Annotated in this window: 17 protein-coding genes, 1 tRNA gene and 1 pseudogene; 11 read left to right on the top strand and 8 right to left on the bottom strand. The window is 42.3% G+C overall.

The features are described 5' to 3' along the window. Positions 1-61: 61 nt before the first annotated feature. Positions 62-134, bottom strand: a tRNA-Phe gene (locus ACEZ3G_RS08465). Between the two features lie 137 nt (positions 135-271). Between ACEZ3G_RS08465 and ACEZ3G_RS08470 the strand changes: the two genes are divergently transcribed. From ACEZ3G_RS08470 to ACEZ3G_RS08500, 7 genes are all read left to right on the top strand, one after another. Next, positions 272-1000 carry a type III pantothenate kinase gene (locus ACEZ3G_RS08470; RefSeq protein WP_432425006.1) on the top strand — a complete coding sequence of 243 codons (729 nt, stop codon included), beginning with the start codon at positions 272-274 and terminating at the stop codon, positions 998-1000. Beyond that, the gene (locus ACEZ3G_RS08475; protein ID WP_432425007.1) at positions 1001-2281 is read left to right on the top strand and encodes a hypothetical protein; all 1281 of its coding nucleotides are present in this window, start codon (positions 1001-1003) and stop codon (positions 2279-2281) included. A gap of 44 nt (positions 2282-2325) precedes the next feature. Further along, complete coding sequence (locus ACEZ3G_RS08480; protein ID WP_432425008.1) at positions 2326-3699, top strand: hypothetical protein; 1374 nt, start codon at positions 2326-2328, stop codon at positions 3697-3699. A 52-nt stretch (positions 3700-3751) separates the two neighbouring features. Continuing rightward, entirely contained in the window at positions 3752-4300 is a 549-nt protein-coding gene (lptC, locus tag ACEZ3G_RS08485) for an LPS export ABC transporter periplasmic protein LptC (RefSeq protein WP_432425009.1), read from the top strand. A gap of 2 nt (positions 4301-4302) precedes the next feature. Further along, positions 4303-4506, top strand: a complete 204-nt coding sequence (locus ACEZ3G_RS08490) for a hypothetical protein (protein ID WP_432425010.1) — start codon at positions 4303-4305, stop codon at positions 4504-4506. Positions 4507-4508: 2 nt separating this feature from the next. Continuing rightward, positions 4509-5798, top strand: coding sequence for a hemolysin family protein (locus ACEZ3G_RS08495; protein ID WP_449288534.1), 1290 nt, complete (start codon positions 4509-4511; stop codon positions 5796-5798). A 165-nt stretch (positions 5799-5963) separates the two neighbouring features. Further along, complete coding sequence (locus ACEZ3G_RS08500) at positions 5964-8084, top strand: peptidylprolyl isomerase (RefSeq protein ID WP_432425011.1); 2121 nt, start codon at positions 5964-5966, stop codon at positions 8082-8084. A gap of 9 nt (positions 8085-8093) precedes the next feature. Here ACEZ3G_RS08500 and ACEZ3G_RS08505 read toward each other — a convergent pair whose 3' ends face one another. Continuing rightward, complete coding sequence (locus ACEZ3G_RS08505; protein WP_432425012.1) at positions 8094-9005, bottom strand: GYDIA family GHMP kinase; 912 nt, start codon at positions 9003-9005, stop codon at positions 8094-8096. Further along, positions 9002-10339 (bottom strand): annotated as a pseudogene (locus ACEZ3G_RS08510) (hydroxymethylglutaryl-CoA reductase, degradative); the annotation flags it as partial. The gene ACEZ3G_RS08505 and the pseudogene ACEZ3G_RS08510, both read right to left, overlap by 4 nt. A gap of 138 nt (positions 10340-10477) precedes the next feature. On the opposite strand from ACEZ3G_RS08510, the gene ACEZ3G_RS08515 reads away from it, so the two are divergent. Then, positions 10478-12643 carry a S9 family peptidase gene (locus ACEZ3G_RS08515; RefSeq protein WP_432425013.1) on the top strand — a complete coding sequence of 722 codons (2166 nt, stop codon included), beginning with the start codon at positions 10478-10480 and terminating at the stop codon, positions 12641-12643. Between the two features lie 20 nt (positions 12644-12663). Further along, positions 12664-14196: a peptide MFS transporter gene (locus tag ACEZ3G_RS08520; protein WP_432425014.1), complete on the top strand. Its 1533-nt coding sequence runs from the start codon at positions 12664-12666 to the stop codon at positions 14194-14196. On the opposite strand, the gene ACEZ3G_RS08525 is transcribed toward ACEZ3G_RS08520, so the two are convergent. The 5 genes from ACEZ3G_RS08525 to surE all read right to left on the bottom strand — a co-directional run bounded on the left by ACEZ3G_RS08525 (position 14197) and on the right by surE (position 19248). After that, on the bottom strand, positions 14197-16224 hold the full coding sequence (locus ACEZ3G_RS08525; RefSeq protein WP_432425015.1) for a ComEC/Rec2 family competence protein: 2028 nt from the start codon (positions 16222-16224) through the stop codon (positions 14197-14199). 41 nt (positions 16225-16265) lie between these two features. Beyond that, positions 16266-16835, bottom strand: coding sequence for a C40 family peptidase (locus tag ACEZ3G_RS08530; RefSeq protein WP_432425016.1), 570 nt, complete (start codon positions 16833-16835; stop codon positions 16266-16268). Positions 16836-17074: 239 nt separating this feature from the next. Then, complete coding sequence (gene lpxB / locus ACEZ3G_RS08535; RefSeq protein ID WP_432425017.1) at positions 17075-18193, bottom strand: lipid-A-disaccharide synthase; 1119 nt, start codon at positions 18191-18193, stop codon at positions 17075-17077. A 1-nt stretch (position 18194) separates the two neighbouring features. Then, positions 18195-18476 (bottom strand): hypothetical protein, encoded by a 282-nt coding sequence (locus ACEZ3G_RS08540; protein ID WP_432425018.1) that lies wholly within the window; start codon positions 18474-18476, stop codon positions 18195-18197. After that, positions 18469-19248, bottom strand: coding sequence for a 5'/3'-nucleotidase SurE (gene surE / locus ACEZ3G_RS08545; protein WP_432425019.1), 780 nt, complete (start codon positions 19246-19248; stop codon positions 18469-18471). Before surE ends, ACEZ3G_RS08540 begins: the two co-directional genes overlap by 8 nt. 190 nt (positions 19249-19438) lie before the next feature. Here surE and ACEZ3G_RS08550 point away from each other — a divergent pair, with 190 nt between their 5' ends. Next, complete coding sequence (locus tag ACEZ3G_RS08550; protein ID WP_432425020.1) at positions 19439-21571, top strand: carboxy terminal-processing peptidase; 2133 nt, start codon at positions 19439-19441, stop codon at positions 21569-21571. Between the two features lie 213 nt (positions 21572-21784). After that, entirely contained in the window at positions 21785-22555 is a 771-nt protein-coding gene (locus ACEZ3G_RS08555) for a DNA/RNA non-specific endonuclease (protein ID WP_432425021.1), read from the top strand. Positions 22556-22559 lie beyond the last annotated feature (4 nt).

The raw sequence follows: 22559 nt of genomic DNA on the forward strand, positions 1-22559 counted from the left end.
TATTGCAGTACAATATAGTCCCAAAACAAAAAAATCCTTACGATATCGTAAGGATTTTTTGTGGTACCTCCAGGAATCGAACCAGGGACACACGGATTTTCAGTCCGTTGCTCTACCAACTGAGCTAAGGTACCCTTACCTACTTTGGCGACCTTGATACATCGCTTAAAAGGGCTGCAAATATAATTTCAAATTTAGGATTATCAAACAAAATCGCTAAAAAAGCCTTCGTTTTTTCAGATGCTGTTCTGAATTTACAGACCTTTGCCCCATGAACCTTATTATAGACGTTGGAAATAGCCGTGCAAAGTTCGCGGTATTTGAGAAAAATGCCCTATTGTTCGATTCTACCGTTGCCATCGAAAAAGTCGCCTTACATATCAAGGACCTTTTTAATAGATTTCCTAGAATTAATAATGCCATAGTCTCTTCGGTAGGTAGTTTGGGTGAAAAAGATTTTGCTGTTTTATCGGTTTTTTGTCAGGTTCATGTCTTGAGCCATAGCTCAAAGTTTCCTTTCAAGAATTCGTACGCCACGCCCCAGACCTTGGGAGTCGACAGAATTGCCCTGGCAACGGCGGCTTTTTACGAGAATCCGAATGCCAATACCTTGGTGCTCGATGCCGGTACCTGTTTAACTTATGATATGATAAACGATTATGGCGAATATCTGGGAGGGGCCATTTCGCCCGGGTTGAATATGAGATACAGGGCATTATCGGAACAAACGTCAAAACTACCTTTGTTGGAGCCTGAAGAACTGTTGGACTTCATTGGTAATTCTACGGAGACCAGCATTCACAGTGGGGTTTTGAACGGTATTTCTCTCGAAATAGACGGAGTTATCGATCAATATCGTTCCCGTTTTTCAGATTTAACAGTTATTTTAACAGGTGGTGACAGCCAAATTTTGTCTAAACGGTTAAAAAATACCATCTTTGCCCATTCCAAATTTCTCCTTCTAGGGCTCAATTATTTGCTTGAATACAATAAGAAATAGATGGTAAAAAAGATTGGTTTTATGCTGTTGTGCCTTGTCACTTCGGGCTTGTGCGCACAAGAAGGTTCCGTTTCGCCTTATTCGTATTTTGGTGTTGGGGATAATCGAGCGAAAGGTACCGTTGAGAACCAGATGATGGGCGGCATTGGTTTATTTGCCGATAGTATTCATATAAACCATAAAAATCCGGCGGCCTTGGGCAAATTGGGTGTTCAGTTTGGTGAAGACTTTGGAATTACCACCTATGCCGCGGGGGTGTCTCACAAGATGCTGCGCCTTAAGAGTTATACCGAACAGCAAAGTGCAACATTGACCAACTTGGAATATTTGTCGCTTGCTTTTTCCCTTAAGAAAGGATGGGGACTGGGCTTTGGCGTCATGCCCTATTCTGCAGTTGGCTATAATCTGGCCTCGGTGAGCAATGATTCTTTGGTAACGAACCGATATGAAGGTACGGGCGGGCTCAATAGGGTTTATCTTTCCACGGGCTATCAATTTGCCAAAAATTGGAGTGTCGGGGTTACGGCCAATTTTAATTTCGGCACACTTGAGTATACAAGAATTCAAGGCGTCGATGGGGTTCAATTCGGCACTTTGGACGAAAGGACCTCTCGTATAAACGGCGTCGATTTCAACTATGCCCTGAACTATACACCGATTTTCAAGGACAAATACCAATTGGTTGCCTCATTTAGAATTAATACCCAAGCGAATCTGGCCGCGGAGAATAACAAAAAGGTCGGCTCTTTTTCCTTGGTCAACGGTCAAGATATCGAAGTGTTGAATGTGGATCTCGATGCGCAAGGACTTCGTAGAACAGAACTGAAGATTCCGACTACGGCCACCTTTGGCCTTGGTTATGGTGAGCACCGCAAGTGGTTCGTGGGTGCCGAATATAGCTTTCAGGGCATGAGTTCGTTTTCAAATGATTTTTTGGGTGTTGAAAATTTGGAATATAAAGATGCAAGTTCTTTGGCTTTGGGCGGGTTCTATATACCAAATCAAGCGGCTTTTGACGGCTATTTCAATAGGGTTGCCTACCGTGCCGGCATAAGGTTGGACAAAACAGGTATGGTCGTCAACAATACCGATATAAACAACTTTGGCATAACTTTTGGACTTGGGTTACCGTTAGGAAGAACTTTTTCAAATATGAACCTTGGTTTTGAATTGGGTAGAAGAGGTACGACCTCGGCCGATTTGCTGGAAGAGAGTTATTTTAAGATCAATATAGGAATGTCTTTCAACGACCAATGGTTCAGAAAGCGGAAGATAAATTGATAATTGATAAAAATTTAGTACATTGACCACGCAAAAATTATAGTATGAAAACGAAACTTTACTTTACGGTTACGATGCTCATGGGATGCATGTTAATGGGCAATGCCCAGGCACAGAACCCCGAATGCATGACGAACCTTTCTATTTTTTCAGAGCATGCAAAGGTGAAAAATTATGATGCGGCCTATACCCCATGGAAAATGGTCTATGAGAATTGCCCTGATGCCAATTGGGCCATTTACGCCTATGGCGAACGCATTTTAAAGTATAAGATCGAAAAATCCTCTGGTGCCGATAAAGATGGATTTATTAACGAATTGTTCGGTGTTTGGGACAATAGTGTAAAATACTTTCCGAAGAAAGCCAATAAGGCCAGTGTTATCACCGACAAGGTACTTCTAAAGTATGATAACAAAATGATTTCCGACGATGAGATCTACAATATGTTGGGTCAGGCTTTTAATGAAGATAAGGCCAATTTTAATAACCCAAAAGCCTTATATATGTATTTCTCGAGTTTGGTAGATTTGCATAAGGGGGGCAAAAAAGATTTGCAAGAGGTTTTTGATATATATGATGGTGTTACCGAAAAAGTAGAGGAGCAGATCAAAAAATATAACGATGCGCTTCCCAAACTTTTGGAAAAGGATTCTTTGGGCACGATAACCTCTAAAGAAAAGAAAGTGTTGAAAGCCGCTTCTACAAATTCTGAATCATTTGGTAAAATAGCCGGAAGTATCGATTCGAAGTTGGGAGACTTGGCCAACTGTGAAAACCTGATTCCACTATATCAGAAGAATTTTGAAGAGAAGAAAAGCGATGTGGTATGGGTTAAGCGTGCGGTCGGAAGAATGTTCAGTAAAGAATGTACAGACGATCCCTTGTTCAGTCAAATGGTCGAAGTACAGGCAAAATTGGATCCCTCGGCCGATGTATATGTTTACCTCGGTACACTTAAGATGAAGAATGGTGATTCGCAGGGGGCTTTGGCAGATTTTGACAAGGCTTTGAGCCTTGAGACCGATAGCTATAAAAAATCGAACATTGCCTATAAGGTTGCCGTAATCAACAGAAGAAAAGGCAGCAAATCTACGGCTAGAAAATATGCCCAATCTGCAATCGATTATAATTCGGGTAATGGCAAGGCCTATTTGTTGATCGCCAGTCTTTATGCGAGCAGTGCCAATGATTGTGGTGGCACACCTTTCGAGAAAAGGGCTATGTATTGGAAAGCCGCCGATATGGCAAGTAGGGCAGGTCGTGTGGACCCATCATTAAGTGGTAGTGCAAACCAATCGGCTGCCAGTTATAATGCGAAGGCGCCAACGAAAGAGATGATTTTCTCTTCGGGCATGGCGGGCAAGACCGTATCGTTCAACTGCTGGGCAGGGGGCAGCGTAAAAGTGCCGAACTTATAAGATGATAGGCCCTTTTCGAAATAACTTTAAGAGCATTGCCATGATTTTTTTCATGGCAATGCTTTTTTTCTGCTGTACCGACAATTATAAAAGAGTGGGAGAGGAGGCGCAAAAGAAAGTATATCCAAGGGGAATTGCCGAAAATTCGGTATTGACCTATAGCGAATTGATCGAACCTTTGGAGGGTGAAGATACCAAACCTGCCAAGAATATTGCCGTTTTGAGAAGTCCGATCGCTTATAACTATGAAAATCTAGTGTTCCCCTATCGGTTGTTTCCCGAAGGTCTCGAGGTCGATTTCTTTGATGAAAGGGGAGAAAAGAACAAGGTAAGGGCAGACTATGGTATTGTTTATTCGGCCACAAATTTGATAGATTTGCAGGGCAATGTCGTTCTTGAAACCCCTGATGGAAAAAAATTGGAAACTCCGCAACTTTATTACGATCAAGATAACCAATGGGTGTTTACGCAGGAGGTCTTCAAGTTCACCAATCCCGAAGACGGTACCATAATGGACGGTAAGGGAATGGATTTCAATAAAAATCTTAGTTTTCTAAGCGCGCACAAGACATATGGTCTAATGAGCATTAAAGAAAAATGATCATGGGAAAGTATTTAAAGTTTACGATCTATTTGAATCTTATTATTGCCGTATTATCGGCCATGATGGCTTTCAACCTTTGGAATTCAGATAGAAGTCGGGCCTACATATTCGTTTTTTTGGCCGTAATAACCACCTTCATGTTTTTCTTTAGAAGGTTTTATTTCAAGAAGTTCGAACAACGAAAGCGAGATAACCAAAACTGACCGTGGATATCTCACTACTTATCATAATTCTTGCATTGGTGTTTTCCGCTTTTTTTTCAGGAATGGAGATTGCCTTTGTCTCCGCCAATAAAATCCATATCGAAATTGTAAAAAAACAAGAAGGGTTCTTGGCAAAAGTCTTGACCAGGCTCACGAAAAAGCCTTCAAAGTTCATTGCCACCATGCTTATTGGCAATAATATCGCATTGGTTATTTATGGTTTTTTTATGGGCGAGATTTTAATGGAATGGTTTGCTGGTCTGTACCCAACGTCGAATTCTTTTTTGAACCTATTGCTGACAGACTTCAAGTTATTGGCACAAACGGTTATATCGACCCTCATAATATTGTTTACAGCTGAATTTCTTCCCAAGGTACTTTTTCAGATTTATGCCAACAGTCTCCTTAAAATATTGGCTTTTCCTGCTTATTTGTTCTATTTGCTGTTTTCCTTAGTTTCCGATTTTATTATCATGGTTTCCGATTTCATCCTTAAAAATGTCTTCGGAACTTCTGGCGATGAGGTACAACTTGCATTTAGCAAAGTGGAATTGGGCGATTATATAACGGAACAGATGGAAACTGTCGAAGAAGAAGACGAGGTCGACTCCGAAATACAGATTTTTCAAAACGCCTTGGAGTTTGCCGCTGTCAAGGCCCGGGAAGTTATGGTTCCAAGAACCGAGATTACGGCCGTCGAACTTCACGAAACGCCGAAAAATCTGGCCAAACTGTTTACCGAAACGGGCTACTCAAAAATACTCGTCTACAAAGACACGATCGACAATGTCATCGGTTATGTACATTCTTATGAACTTTTTAAAAAACCGAAAACGATCAAAAGTATATTACTTCCGGTCGAATTTGTGCCCGAAACGATGCTGATCCACGATATCCTTAATGTGCTGACCAAAAAAAGAAAGAGTATCGCTTTGGTGCTTGATGAATATGGCGGCACATCCGGACTTATGACCGTAGAGGATATCGTCGAGGAGCTTTTTGGCGAAATCGAAGACGAGCATGATTCGACCGATCTTTTGGAGGAACGAATCAATGCGACGAGCTATAAATTTTCGGCAAGGCTCGAAGTTGATTATATCAATGAGCAATACAAGTTAGACCTTCCCGAAAATGACGAGTACGAAACTTTGGGAGGGCTTGTCGTCAATGAAACGGGCGAAATTCCTGAAATGGGGTCTGAAATAAAGATTGGCGATTTTCTTTTTACAATTTTAGAGGTGTCGAACACCAAGATCGATTTGGTCTCTTTACAAGTGCTTGAAAAAGATTGAGTACATCTGACTTTTCGAAAATTTATGGTTGGTGAGCAAGTTATGATATAAAGATGTTCAAGTGCTTTGATCGTAGCGAATTACTACGTGATTGCAAGCGTAATAAATTTGAACAGGTGAAAAGAAAATGGTAATTTCGCCAACTGATTTTAAACAATCCGAATAATGGCAATTTTAGAGAATATAAGAAAGCGAACCACGGTCTTGATATTGATAATCGGTCTCGCTTTGTTCGCATTCGTTATTTCTGGCGTATTCACGAGTGATTTGACCGGAGGCGGAAAAGTAGGTTCTACGGTGGCCGAAATAAATGGCACCGAGATTTCCATCGATGCGTTTCGCCAAAAGGTCGATATGGCCTCTAGAAGACAAGGCCCGTCTTTATCGACCATGCAGGTCGTTAACCAAGTTTGGGACCAAGAGGTGCGCAATGCGATTTTGGCCGAACAGTTCGAAGACCTAGGAATCGATATTGAACGCGACCAGATAATGGACTATATAAAGAACATTCCGTCGTATGCACAAAGCCCGCAATTTCAGAATGAGAGCGGTGTATTCGATGAGAATAAGTTTAGGGAATTCATAGCCGAAATGAAGATCAACAATCCGGCGCAATACGCGCTTTGGTTGCAAGATGAGGAGTCTATCATACAGAATGCAAAGCAAGAGGCCTACTTCAATTTGGTAAAGGCCGGGGTCGGGGCAACCTTGAAAGAAGGCGAGTTGGATTATAAATTGGCCAATACCAAAATGGACATCAGGTATGTTAAAGTTCCGTTTTCATCGATTCCAGACAGTACCATCAATGTGACCAAGAGCGAGATCTCAAGTTATGTCAATGCCCACAAAGATGAATTTAAGCAAGAAGCGGCACGTGACATTCAATTTGTCTATTTTGAGGAAAAGCCATCTTTGGCCGACGAAAAGGCCATAGAGGAAGAAGTCACCAAATTACTTGACGATACTGTTGAATATAATGCGCAGACCGATAGAACGGATACTATTGCCGGCTTTAGAAATACCACTGACATGGCCGCTTTTTTAGATCGCCACTCAGATACCAAATTCGATACCATATACAGGGCGAAGAAAGATTTGCCGGCCAGTTTTGCCGATACCTTGATGACGTTACGAGTAGGCGAAATCTATGGTCCGTATCGTGATGGCAATTTTTATAAGATTTCCAAAATGGTCAACAGAAAACCGAACGGAACGGTAAAGGCTAGTCATATTTTGATTACTTACGAAGGGGCCACAAGGGCGAATCCAGATATTAAACGTACAAAAGAAGAAGCTGAGGTAAAAGCCAAAGATTTACTAAAGGAGGCGTTAAAAAAAGATGCCGTTTTTGTTGAATTGGCTCGAGATAACTCAGATGGCCCTTCGGCACCGAATGGTGGCGACCTAGGCTATTTCCAGCAAGGGGTAATGACACCCAAATTCAATGATTACGCATTTGGTAATCCAATTGGAAAAATAGGTTTGGTGGAAACCGAATTTGGTTTCCATATCATAAAGGTCGATGACAAACAAGATATCGTTCAGGTCGCCACTTTGACACGTGAGATCGAACCATCTGAAGAAACAATAAATACCCTGTTTACCGACGCGACCAAATTTGAAATGGAATCGATTGATTCCGATAAGGCATTTTTTGATTTGGCCAAAGAAAATGAATATGCCGTGATGCCCGTGAACAAGATAAAGGCTATGGATGAGAACCTGCCCGGTCTTGGTGCTCAACGGGCCATTGTACAATGGGCGTTTAACAGTGACACTAAGTTGGGTGATATCAGAAGATTCAACATTAACAATGGTTACGCCGTTGTTCAACTTACGGCCAGTTACGATGAAGGTTTGATGTCTCCGGAAGATGCTTCGGCCACCGTATTGCCCAAAATACGTAAAGAGCGCAAGGCAGCACAGATCATTTCAACGAACAAGGGCAAATCGATGGATGATTTGGCCAAAGACAATAATGTAAGTGCCAGTACCGCAACAGCTTTGGCGGTCAAATCGCCTACCATTCCGGGATCTGGAAGCGAACCCGTCGTGGTTGGGACGGCCTATACTATGCAAGAGGGTGAGACCTCTGGCCTTATCGAAGGGCAATCGGGTGTTTTCATGATTACGGTAACGAAGAAACAAGAGGCCCCAAAACTCGATAATTATAGCACTTTTGCCAATTCACTTCAGTCGGCCAATGCCTCTAAGGTGAATACGGCCGTCTACAATGCACTTAAGGAAGCTTCTGAAATTGAGGATAAAAGAGCCACTTTTTATTAGTAATCGAAGTTAAGAAAGAACCATTTGGGAATAGGGTATGATCGTTTCATACCCTTTTTCTTTGAAATAATCGGGTGTCCGGTTATCTCCGGTAGCCAATATAAAATCGCCTCCCCAGGCCCCTAGACTTTTTATAGCCCCTGAATAGTCAGAAAACAATTTTTCGCCCACGGGTTTGAGATTGAGCGCTCGAGACAGTAAGTCTTCGTGTTTGGAGATCAACTCTTCGAAGAGGTTTAATTTTTTACATTTAAGTAGTTGCAAAGAAACGTCAGAGAGGCTATTGATCAGTTCTATTTGGTCGAAATGTTTTTTTCTATAGTCAGCAATGCCCTCGCGACTGTTTTGCTTTTTGTTGAGATGTATGAAAAAAAGACGGTCCTTGAATGGAGGGTCGTAGTGAACGACTTTTGTTTTAGGACGCGAATCTTCAAGCCAAAACAACACTGGGGAATCATTTTGGGCACAGGCGATGTCATATCCACTACCTCCAAAGGTTTTTGCTAATAATGCATAGGGATCTACGCCCGACCATTGCGCGATGTTATTGATTAGGGTAGATGAAGTGCCGAGTCCCCAATTTTGAGAAAATGTAAGCTTTGTTTCAACTCTTAGTCCACCAGGCTCTACTAAAAATTTAGGATTCAAACCTTTTGCTTGTCGCAGTATTGCGATCAAGGTTTTTGATATTTTGGCATCGGAACTTGAAACTTCGGCGAACGACAACAATTCATAACGACCTTCGAACCAAATATTTCCTTTTTCATCAATACTCTTCCAATGTAGCATTGCTGAATCCTCTTCGGTCACATTCAACGATTGGCCAAATTTGGTCGGCACCGCTAAACCCTTTGCCCCATCTAAAATGGCATATTCGCCTGATAACAAAAGCTTCCCGTTGCTGTAAAAGTTTTTTGTCATTTGCCATTTCTCAAGGCTTCAAAAGCATCGACCACGGCACTATGCGAGGCAGTATGGTTTTTGAAGTGTTCGGTCAGGTTCTTTTTTTCTTCTTGGGTGGCGCCCAATTGATTAAGAATGTTCAACAGGTGCATTTTCATATGGCCTTCTTGTATGCCCGTTGTAACCAGCGAACTTACCGCGGCAAAGTTTTGTGCAAGGCCGGCAACGGCAACAATTTGCATTAACTTTTCAGCCGTAGGCCTTTGTAAGATTTCGAGGGCCAGTTTTACCAAAGGATGAAGTGAGGTTAGTCCGCCGACCGTGCCCAAAGCCAAGGGCAATTCGATCCAAAAATGAAAAATATCACCCCTGATCTCCGCATGGGTCAGGCTGGTATATTTTCCATCTTTGGCGGCATAGGCATGTATTCCCGCTTCCACTGCCCTAAAATCATTGCCCGTGGCCAATACGACCGCATCGATACCGTTCATAATACCCTTGTTATGGGTTACCGCCCTATGGGGCTCGACCTTGGCAATGTCGATGGCCCGTACCATTTTATCTGCGAACGCTTTCGGTGAAATCGAATTCGGAACTTTTAATTCTTTGACAGGGCAACTGACCTCTGCCTTCACAAGGCAATCGGGTACATAGTTGCTCAGAATGCCCATTACGATTTCGATATGCTTTTCTTTTTCGGTAAATTGACCAAAAAGTAGCGCTTGTTCCTTAAAGGTTTTGCCAAATTGTTCGAGGCATGAATTGATGAAATTCGCCCCCATGGCATCCAGGGTTTCAAAAGTACAGTGCAACTGATAGTAACCCTTTATTTGAGCCGTCTTGTCGCGCAGTTCAATATCGACTATACCTCCTCCGCGCCCCTCCATATTTTTTGTGATCGGCCTTGCATCGGCCCTTAATTTTGGTTTTACCTCGAGGAAGAATTTTTTAAGTTTCGATGGATTGCCGTAATAGTTAAAATGTACCTGCCCTATTTTCTGGGTTCCGAGTACGACGGTCTTGAATCCGCCGCGATCCAGCCAAAATTTAGCGGCCCGACTGGCCGCTGCAACCACCGAGCTTTCTTCAATGGCCATTGGAATCGCGTATAACTTGCCATTTATCAAAAAATTCGGCGCAATGCCAAAAGGCAGGTAATAATTGGTTATCGTGTTTTCGATGAACTCATCGTGTAATTTTTGAAGCTCGATGTCCTCGTTCCAATAGTTTTTCAAGATTCTTTTTGCGGCCTTTGGATCGGGGGTGAAGTTGTTGGCCAACCAATCGATTTTTTCTTCTTTGGTCAGTTTGGAAAATCCTTCGATAGGCTTTGTCATAAAGTACTTGGTTTCGTGATAAAGATAAGCATAAACCTGAAAAAGGGACTCTTATGTTCGCTTGACCCCTTATTGTATTTTAATGGTAAAGGTTATATTATCTGCAAAATTATCACTAAACTTGACCGATTTAATCCAATTTTTAACAAACTAATGCGAAAAATAGTATTACTGGGTTTTATAGGGGTCTTTTTTTTGACATCTGCACATTCCCAAAACAAACAAATAACCGTAGAAGATATCTACCAAGGCACCTTTGGCACCGAAGGTCTTGACGCCCTGCGATCGCTCAACAATGGCAAGGAATATACTGTTTTGAACTATGACCGTGTAAGTAAGGCAAGTTCGATCGACATGTATGATTATACCACCTTGTCCAAAGTCCGGACTATAGTTTCTTCGGCAGATTTGAAAGGGGTGTCTAACTTCACCTCCTATGAATTTAGTACAGATGAAAGTAAAATTCTTTTGGCCACAGAAGTCGAGTCTATTTTTAGGCGTTCTACTTTGGGCGTTTTCTTCGTTTATGATATTGGCTCAAAGACCGTAATCCAAATCTCGGATTCGAAAATTCAAGAGCCTTCACTATCGCCTGATGGCACCCAAGTTGCCTATGTTCTTGATAATAATATTTACCTTTTCAACATAGCCGATAAGACCACGAAACAATTGACGACCGATGGCGTCAAGAACAAAATAATCAATGGTGTTACCGATTGGGTCTATGAAGAGGAGTTTGCTTTCGTTCGGGCTTTTGAATGGAATTCCGATGGTACCAAAATCGCGTTTCTTCGCTTTGATGAGACCGATGTTCCCGAATTTTCCATGGATGTCTATGGTGCCGAACTCTATCAAAAGCCATATGTGTTCAAGTACCCGAAAGCGGGCGAGAAAAATGCGATGGTGACTTTGCACACGTACGACCTTTCTTCGAAAAGTATTTCGAATGTTGATTTGGCCGACGCATACTATATTCCTCGAATAAAGTGGATGAAAAACCCCGATCAACTAAGTGTACAGACAATCAACCGTCATCAAAACCATTTACGGTTGCACCGGGTCAATACAAAAGACAATAGCATTGATCTGTTATTGGAAGAAAAAGACGAAGCTTATGTCGATATTCACGATAACCTTACTTTTTTGGCCGATGACAGTTTGATATGGTCAAGTGAAAAAGATGGATGGAACCATATTTATCTGCATGATAAGAACGGCCGATTGGTTGAACAGGTTACCAAAGGCCCTTGGGAGGTAACGGCCTATTATGGCTATGACCCTAAAAAAGACAAAATATACTATCAATCTACCGAAAATGGTTCTATAAACAGGGGTGTTTATAGTGTTTCCAGTAATGGTAAGAACAAAAAGGAATTGGCAACCGCGTTGGGAACTAACAGTGCTGATTTCAGTGCCGACTTCACGTATTTCATCAATACTTTTTCAAGCGCCGCCACACCGCCTGAATATACATTGCACAGGGCGTCGAACGGCAAAAAGTTGAAGGATATCAAAGACAATAATAACCTTCTTAATAATTTAAAAGGTTATGTTACCTCCCCAAAGGAATTTTCCACCATAGCCATCAATGGTAACGATTTGAACATGTATATGGTCAAGCCCAAAGATTTTGATGCCTCTAAAAAATACCCGATGTTAATGTTTCAATATAGCGGTCCGGGATCACAACAAGTTGCGAACCGATGGATGGCAGCCAATGACTACTGGCACCAGATGTTGGCCCAAATGGGCTACATAATTGTGTGCGTCGACGGTAGGGGCACAGGTCTTAAGGGTAGAGACTTCAAAAAGGTCACGTATTTGAATTTGGTAAAGTATGAGACCGAAGACCAGATCTCCGCTGCCAAAAAGTTGAGCGAGCTACCTTATATCGATGAAGAGCGTACTGGAATTTGGGGTTGGAGTTTTGGCGGGCATATGGCCACAAATTGCATATTGAAAGGCAATGATGTCTTTGAAATGGCGATTGCTGTGGCACCGGTTACAAGTTGGCGATTCTACGATACCATCTATACCGAGCGATTCATGCGAACACCTGAAGAGAATCCGAATGGGTACGATGACAATTCGCCTTTCAACTATCCTGAGCTTTTACAAGGAAAATATTTGTTGGTACATGGATCTGGTGACGATAACGTTCACGTACAGAACAGTATGCGAATGATCGAGGCATTGGTTCAGGCGAATAAACAGTTCGATTGGGCGATATATCCTGATAAGAACCATGGCATTTATGGCGGCAATACCCGAATACATCTCTTTACCAAATTGACCGATTTTGTAAAAGAAAACTTGTAATAAACCAATCATAAGATCTTATGGAAACCAAAAATGAATATACCGATCAAGAGCAAATGTTCGGCCATCCCAAAGGTTTGTTCTATCTCTTTTTCGCCGAGCTGTGGGAACGTTTTAGTTTTTATGGTATGCGTGCCTTGCTTACCCTTTATATGGTCAATGTTATCTTCGAAGCATTGGCCGAGCGCGATTTTGCAACGGCCGCGGTTTATGCTTCATACGGATCGTTGGTGTATGCATCAACGGTGATTGGGGGCAAAATATCAGATCAGATTTTGGGTATGCGCAATTCCATTTTTTTAGGAGGCATATTGATGGCCCTTGGGCACTTCGTTCTGGCCATTGAGAACAATATGGCGTTCTTTTTGGCCTTGTCGCTCATCATCGTTGGTAATGGGTTTTTTAAGCCGAACATCTCAACTTTTGTTGGCACTTTATATGAAAAGGGAGATCCCAAAAAAGATTCGGGATTTACGATATTTTATATGGGAATCAATATTGGAGGCTGGGTAGCCCCGCTCTTGTGTGGTTGGTTGGCGGCAAAATATGGATGGCATTATGGTTTCGGTTTGGCCGGAATCGGGATGCTAACGGGACTTATATTTTTCTGGAGCGGTATCAAAAAGAACGTTTTTGGAAATCGAGGGCTTCCTCCTAATGAAGAAGTAATGGACAAAAAAATAGTTGGAATTCCGCAAGGTATTCTTGTTCCGATCTTGGCCGTTATGGCCGTACCTTTGATAGCTTTTCTATTGTCCTCGTACGAATCTGTCGCAACAGAGGGTATGTTCGCCGGCCAGAATATAGTAAATGTCATATTCACGGGTATTGGTATTACGGTTCTCGCGTACTTGGCCTATATCATGTACAAAGCTTCCCTTGATGAGCGTAAAAAATTATTCGTTGCAGTGCTGCTTACATTTTTCATGACCATTTTTTGGGGATTTCATGAGCTTTCGGGGAGTGTAATAACACTCTTCGCTGCAAGAAATATTGATTTGGAGGGAATAATGACCGCCGCACAGACTAATTCTTTGAACTCAATGTTCATAATAATTTTAGCGATTCCTATTTCAATGATGTGGACATGGTTGAGCAAGAAAAAATCGAATCCAAGAACCCCTTATAAATTCGGTTTGGGATTGTTGTTCGCTGGAATTAGTTTCTATGTTTTGGCGATTAGCGGAGCAAGTGCCAACGACAATGGTTTAGTGCCATTTGCTTATCTTTTGTTGATGTATTTTCTGCTTTCTGTCGGTGAGTTGTTCATGTCACCGGTCGGCCTTTCGAAGATGACCGATTTGGCACCTCTGCGCTTTATAGCCTTTATTATGGGGGTTTGGTTTTTATCATCGGCTTTTGCATTTCAGATTGTAGGGTTTATTGGCAAACAATTGGCAATCGAAAGTACTGACAAGAACATTGGGGGATTGGAAACCTTGGGTGTTTACACCGATGGTTTTATGTTAATAGCCAAATATGCGCTAGGAGCCGGATTGATTGTGCTCGTAACATCTCCATTGATTAAAAAGCTGATGGGCAAGATACATTGATTATGGTATATCAATGAAGTAATATGCTCCCTTTTCACCTGTATAGTGAAAGGGGAGTCTTCTTTTTTTACAAGTCGTTCTCCAGCGTTCGATATCGCTTTTATAGTTGCTTCCGTCGGCGATCAAACTTTTAGGGTGCAAAGAATCGATCAGTCTTTCAAGATTAATTTTGGGTGATTCGGTAAGTACGATGTAATCCATTGGTTCAGAGGTCGGGCCATATACTCCAAGACTGTCGATAATCAACAAATTATTGCCCCTAAAAGAATAACTGTTCTTCAGTTCTTGATATCCAACGGAATCGATTCGTTCAGCGACTTTATAATCGGCGGCCAAGCGGGCCGCTTCGTTTTTTTTGTTGGTCATAAGGGTCAGTCGATTTCCATTATGGTGCATTAAAACAGAATTACGGGTTTGATGCGCCAATATCAACTTTGTCGTTCGGGCGGTGCGATGAGAGGTACGGAGCATCCAAAGTTGGAAACCGATAACCAAGGCCAATAGGGTCGCGGCTCTTTTAAAGGATACTTTTGTGCTTATCATAAGTAGATAAAACATAATCGCGTAGACCAATAGCAATTGAACATGATCAAAAGAAATGTCCTTAAAAATAAAAGCTTCGCGTTGGGCGACCCATTCGACGACCTTATTCATTGAACCAATGGCAAAATCATAGATTTTGACCAACGCATCGGGCAGTATATTGAAAAGGGAGAGTAAAATGACCAAGATACCAAGACCTAAAATCAATCCTAAGAACGGTACGATCAAGAGGTTCGAAACAAAGAAAAGACCAGGAAACTGGTGAAAATAATAAAGACCGATAGGCAATACCCCTAACTGAGCCGCTATACTAACCGACAATAATTGCCACACTTTTCGAGTAAACCAATTCTTGGGATGCCATAATTTCTGAAATAATGGATAAATTCGAACAATGGCAAAAACAGCGGCGTAACTCATTTGAAACCCGACCTGGAACAAAAGTTTTGGGTCATAGACCAATAAAATGAAAAACATCGAAAGGGCGAGAATGTTGAAAGTATTGCCCGGTCTGTTCAAAAATAGGGCATAGGCCACGAACGTGAACATGGTGACCGCCCTGACAATAGAAGCGGACAAGCCTGCTAAAAAGGCAAACCCCCAAAGCAACAGAAGCGTAACTATTAGTTTAATGGTTTTTCCCTTGGGTAGATATTCCAAAGGCCTTAACAAGAACTGTAGTAGAAATAGCAAGATACCGATATGCAATCCCGATACGGCTAAAATATGAACGGCCCCTGCATTTTTATAGTTATTATAAGTCTCTACCGATATATCGTGGCGCTGCCCCAAAAGCAACGCCTGTATAATGGCCAATTCTTCATTCCCAAAATCAGAGGTTTTCAATTTTGAAATGATCTTATTTCGAAAAGATGCGGCCACCCCATAAAGTGTTGGCGATTGATTTTTTAAAACGATATAGTTACTATTATTCAGTCGTAACTGATGTGAAATGCCTAGATTTTTAAGGTAATTTTTGTAATCGAATTGATGTGGGTTCAAAGCAGGCCCGATTTCTTCGGCTTGGCCAAAGGAAATGAGTTCATCATCCACCTCAAATGGCGACACTGCGGTATCTTTGGGCAAACTCAGTAATACTTTTCCTGATGCTCTATGGTTTTCGAGACGATGTACTTCGGCAATATAGCGCGCTGAAAAGGTGGTAGGTTTCATGACCTCCAAAATCTTCAATCGCCATTTTACGTCATAGCCTGAAATCCGGTATGAATAATGATCATCATAATTTTCGGGCGTCGCCAGTGATATTGAAAGCACGCCTAAACTAATAGTGGTCAAGAAGACCATGATTGCGAACAGATGTGCTTCTTTTCTTTTGTTCCTAATGAATATCCACCCCAATACGGCAAGGAAGAAAACTGTCAAGGTAGAAGAAATGATAATTCCAAAATGTAAATAGTGACCCAAAAGAATACCTAAAATGAGGTATATCGTCAATTTTACCGGGATGAATCGGAATAGCTGCATCGGGTCGGTTTACGCCCTAAAGTAGGAAAAAACAAACAATTTTAGAGAACGCGGGTCGCCTTGACGAAAGCGTAGTTCCAATATCCTTCCCGTAAAGAAGAAACGATGACACCCCTTGAAGTGGATGCATGAATGAATTTTATGTCATCACCTTCCACCGCAACGACCATGCCCACATGATTGATACGTCTTTTGCGCTTACTGGTCTTAAAGAACAGAAGATCTCCCTTTTTGACTTTATTTATTCGAATTCGGCGACCTTCCTCGGCCATTTGATACGAAATTCGCGGCAATGCTATATCATGCTCGCCGAAGGATACGTAAAGCAGTCCGGAGCAGTCCATTCCCTTTTTTGTGGTACCTCCATATTTGTATCGGGTACCTGAATAGGTAAGAGCCGTATTGATGATCTTGTCGGCGACAGGGCCGTTAGGTGACGAATTGTCTTCATGATCCGATTCATCGATTTCGACGGTCTTTGATTCGGATGCCTCGACAGTTACCTTTCGGGTTTCGCCAAAGGACTTATTCTTGCTGTACGAAGTCTTCTTTTTATAGGTACCACAGTTTACTACCAAAAGACCCAAAAAAATATAAACGATTTTTCGCATTTTAAGGACGTTTTAGGCATCCTTCCGTTTCAAAATTAAAGAAATTATTTAGAGAACCCATCTTGACTTTTTCCTACAGGCCAAAAATTGCTCTTTTGATTCTGCTTTTCGTCATGTTTTCTTTTCGTAGCCCAGATATGCAATTCAAGAATGTTTTCGATCAGTCTCAAAATGGCCGATTTTCGCTAAGATCAAAAAAGTCAAGGTGGGTTCGTAAAAGATTTTGTGGGGCCTGGCAATTAATGCTTGATATTCTCAATGATCAAGCTTGCCGTTTTGGTACTGGCACCGGGCCCGCCCAGTTTTTCGGACAGTTCTTCGTATGCTTCCACTTGCTTTTTTCTATAAGGATCCCCAAGAATTTTCTTCAATTCGACCTTGATGTTTTGGGTGTTCAATTCGGTTTGGATCAGTTCTTTGACAACCTCTTTTTCCATGATCAGATTTACCAGTGATATATAGTCCAGGGTGATAATGCGTTTGGCGATTTGATACGATATCCAATTGGCGCGATAACAGACCACTTGTGGTACTTTGTAAAGTGCGGTTTCCAAGGTGGCCGTACCGCTGGTCACCAATGCGGCATCGGCCACACTTAGAAGGTCATATGTTTTGTTCGCAACAAAACCGACATTCGGATTATCTAAAAAAGGGGTGAAAAAATCACGCTCCAGACTGGGGGCTCCCGCTATCACGAACTCATATTCCGAAAAATCATCGACGACCGATAGCATTAATGAGAGCATTTTTTCAACTTCCTGTTTACGGCTTCCCGGAAGTAGGGCGATAATCGGTTTTTCTGGATCCAAATGATTTTCGGATCGAAATTGTTCAGGGTCGGGCCTTGTTTTTTGTGAGATCGCATCTATTAAGGGGTGCCCCACAAAGTGTACCGGAAAACTATGTTTGCCCTCGTAAAATTGCTTTTCAAAGGGAAGAATGACATACATCGCATCAATATCTCTTTTGATATCATTGATCCTGCTTTCTCGTGAGGCCCATATTTGGGGTGAAATGTAGTAGTTGGTCAAAAAACCATGTCGTTTTGCCCATTTGGCAATTCGAAGGTTAAAGCCTGAAAAGTCTATAAAGATGATTACATCGGGCGAACATTGGGCAATATCGGCCTTGCAGAAAGCGATATTTTTTTTGATGGCACCAAGATTTTGAACGACTTCCAAGAAGCCCATAAAGGCCATTTCCTTATAATGCTTGACAAGTGTTCCACCTGCGCTTTGCATGAGGTCGCCCCCCCAACAACGCACTTCGGCGTAATTGTCTTGAGCCTTTAAGGCCTTAATCAGGTTGGAACCGTGCAAGTCTCCGGAAGCCTCACCGGCGATGATGTAGTATTTCATATTAAAATACTTTGTAGCACAAAATTATCAGGGCCGTCATCAAAGTGGCGATCAAGACGCCTTTTGCCCGCTGGTCTCTCTTGATGCGCAAAAAGCCAAAAAAAGCGCCGAGGTTCAATATGGCGCCCAAGGCGAGCAGGCTTCCTATATGTCCCTGTTGCACGGCGGCTTCAAAAGTTTCAACAATTCCCAAGTCCGAAAATAGAAGAATGTACAATAAAGTTCCAACGGTATTGGCGATTATGCCAACGGCAATGCCAATGATCAATTCCTTCCTATTCATTTAAATTCCACGTGTTTAGGTTTTGTATCGCATGATGGGCAGTGAGGTCGAATTGGGTAGGCACAACCGAAATGTAGCCGTTGGCCAAGGCCCACTCATCGGTATCTTCGCCTTTATCAAGTAGTTCGAACTCGCCGGTCAACCAATAATAGTCCTTGCCCATGGGACTCGTTCTGTGGTCGAATTTCTCTTTCCAATTCGCGCGTGCCTGTCTGCATACCTTTATACCTTTGATGTTTTCTTTGCTCAATTTCGGTATGTTTACGTTTAGTACCACTCCTTCGGGCATACCCTTTTTCAACGATTGTCTTACTATTTTTTTGATTGCGGGGCCGGCCTGTTCAAAATCGGCGTTCCAAGAATAATCGAGCAAAGAAAAACCGATGGCCGGAATTCCTTCGATGCCCGCCTCTATGGCCGCGCTCATGGTTCCTGAATAAATGACATTGATCGAAGAGTTCGACCCATGGTTGATACCGCTGACACAGATATCGGGCTTTCTGTCTAAAATTACCTGAAGCCCTAGCTTAACGCAATCTGCGGGCGTGCCGCTACAGCTATATTCTTTCGGAGCGCCGTGCAGCTGGTCTACCGTGACCTTGGTTGAGAATAAAGTGTCATCAATGGTTATGGCGTGGCCTTTGCCAGATTGCGGACTGTCAGGGGCGACGACCACGACCTCTCCCAAATCACCCATAAAACGTATCAATGCCCTCAGCCCCGGTGCTGTAATTCCATCATCATTCGTCACAAGAATCAAGGGTTTCGACATACGGTATAATTTTAATGGTAAAAATACGTTTTAAAAAAGATATCGCCTTTCCGGCCATTAACAAAAAATTAATGAAAGAAGCTCCTTGCTGGCATGGTTTTTTCAGTATATTAGGGAATCGAACGATATGGGAGACCCATTTGGACTGAAAATCCCGGGCGATAAGATTTTAATAAATTAAAAATAACGGATGAAAAGGAATTTGGCCTACGCATTGGTTGTAATGCTCATAGCTGTAGCTTCGTGCAGCTTTACTAACAAGACTTTTGAAAATGACGATAAGGACAAATTATTGTTGGATCTTATTACCTATGTGCTAGAGAAAGGGCACTATGAGCCTAAGGACATCGATGATGATTTTTCAGTAAATGTCTTTGAAGATTTCATCGATATTATCGACCCTACAAAACGTTATTTTTTAGAAAGTGACATAAGGGAGTTCGAGAAGTATAAATACCAGATAGACGACCAGATCAAGAATACCGATATCACCTTCTTTAACTTGGTCCATGAAAGATTGGTGCAACGAATGGGCGACGCGAAACAAATCTATAAAGAGATTTTAGAAAAGCCCTTTGATTATGCCCAAAACGAAACGATCAATATCGATTATGATAAAGAGCCCTTTGCATCTTCACGGGAAGATTTGAAAGAACGATGGAGAAAGCAATTGAAATATGCCACTTTGGGCAATTACGATGCCAAGATGACCGTGAACGGACCGGATTCTGAAACTGGGACCGATTCTGAAAAACCGTTAACTGCCGAGGAAGCCGAATTGGAGGCGCGACAATATACCGAAAAGACTTTGGACGAGTTTTTTGATTTCATCGATGACCTTGAAAGAAAAGATTGGTTCGTGCAATATATTAATACCATCGTTGATGAGTTCGATCCTCATACCTTGTTTTTCCCTCCTGAGGAAAAGGACAAGTTTGACATGAATATGTCGGGTAAATTCGAAGGAATCGGCGCGCGACTACAGAAGAAGCCCGAAGGGGCAAAAATAGTGGAGATCATTTCAGGTGGGCCGGTATGGCGTGATGCACGGCTTGAGGTCGGAGACTTGATCTTGAAGGTGGGCCAAAAGGGTGAAGAGCCCATCGACATCGTAGGTATGCGCCTTGACGATGCCATTAAGATGATCAAGGGCCCTGAGGGTACCGTGGTAGACCTCACCATTCGCAAGGTAGATGGCTCTTTGGAAATTGTTTCATTGACCAGAGATGTGGTCGAGTTGGAAGAATCGTATGCAAAATCTGCCAATATCATAAAAGGAGACCAGACTTTCGGTATTATCAATCTGCCCAAGTTCTATGTTGATTTTGAGGACTATAGTGAGCGTAATGCCGCGACCGATGTGGCCAAGGAAATCGAAAGATTGAAAGAGACCGGGGTCGAGGGCCTTATCTTGGACTTGCGTGACAATGGTGGTGGTTCGCTGAAAACCGTGGTAGAAATGGCGGGACTGTTTATCAAAGACGGCCCGATCGTTCAGGTACGATCGAACGGAAAACGAAAAGATGTTTATGACGACAAAGACGAGCGTATTCAGTGGGATGGCCCATTGGTTGTATTGGTCAACGAGCTGTCCGCTTCGGCTTCTGAAATATTGGCTGCCGCTATGCAAGATTACAAACGTGCGATTGTCATTGGCAGTAAACAAACCTTTGGAAAAGGAACCGTACAGAACGTTATTCCTTTAGATAATATAGTACGAAGTAATGAACACGGAGACCTAGGGGCCATTAAGTTGACCACACAAAAGTTCTATCGTATCAATGGCGGCTCTACGCAGCTTGAAGGGGTGAAGAGCGATGTTGTGGTTCCGGATCGTTACAGCTACATCGACCTAGGTGAGCGTGATCAAGAGAACCCCCTTAAATGGGATGAAATCGAACCTGCCAACTATGAAGTATGGGACGGTTATATCGATTATGAGCAGACCATTGCCAACAGCAAGAGCCGCATGGCCAAAAATCCGCAGATCAAATTGATCGAGGAGAATGCCAAATGGCTTAAGGACGAACAGGATGAAACCGAGATTTCATTGAACTATGAGGTCTATAAAACCGAGGACAAGAAAGATAAAGAAAAATCGAAATATTTTAAAACGCTATCGGATTACGATTCACAGTTGACGTTCAAGTCGCTTAAATATGAAGAAGAACTGTTTACCAAAGATTCGGTCTTGCGACAAAAAAGAGATCGTTGGCATCAAGATTTAGCCAAAGATGTCTATGTCGAAGAAGCGGTCAACGTACTTCGGGATCTCAAGATCAACAATATCAAGAACGGCAAGTTGGCCAGTGTAAAGGGATAATAATCCCAATAAGATTGTCAAATAGACCCCGGCGTAAATACGTCGGGGTTTTTGTTTCTGGTTCGATTTTGGAAATCTTGTTCGACGCATTTTTTTTGACAAATCAGCGCGCTCGACTTTTGTAATAAATGCTGGTGCCCTTGTGACCGATATTTGATTTACATTTGACCCATGCGAAGCAGCGATAAGAACAGAATCATTTATACAGGTTTAATGTTGTTATGTATAATCGGGTTCTGGGTTTTTGAGAATTTCTATACGCCCGATAGCTATTCCAATACCAAGGAGCGTTTTTCCAAAACTAAAATACCGACTTTTTTCATGCCAAGTTCGACAACAGGTGCCATTGTTGAGCATGAACATTTCATACTCTCGTACAACGAACCTTTTGAGCAGGCCGAATGGGTGGCCCATGTTTTGAAAAAAGAGCATTTGACCAATGACGACAGAAAGCGGCCCTATTTTATCGAAGACCCAAAGGTAAGGACAAAGTCCGCCGATTGGCGCAATTATAGAGGTTCAGGGTTTGACCGCGGACATTTGTGTCCGGCCGGTGATCGTAGGTTTTCAGAGCAGGCCTATAATGAGACTTTTTATACAAGCAACATAAGTCCGCAGAATACTGATTTCAATGCCGGCATATGGAACCGACTTGAAATCAAAGTTCGTCAATGGGCCAAACAATACGGAACGCTTTACATCGTTACCGGAGGTGTCTTGGAAGCAGGTCTTCAAGAAATCGGAGACGAAGATGTCGACGTACCCAAATATTTTTACAAAATCATAGCAAGGGGAAATCCTGAAAGCTTAAAGGTCATCGTGTTCTTAATGCCAGGCGAAGAGCGCACTCAACCACTTGAACAATTTGTTGTTTCTGTCGACACGGTCGAAGCGATGACAGGTATCGATTTTTTCGAAGATCTTAATGACGAGCAGGAAGCCGAATTGGAAAGTCGAATAGTAACCGACAACTGGAAATTTTGATGTG

It is taken from the genome of Meishania litoralis (assembly GCF_042611095.1).
Taxonomy (GTDB): Bacteria; Bacteroidota; Bacteroidia; order Flavobacteriales; family Flavobacteriaceae; genus Meishania; species Meishania litoralis.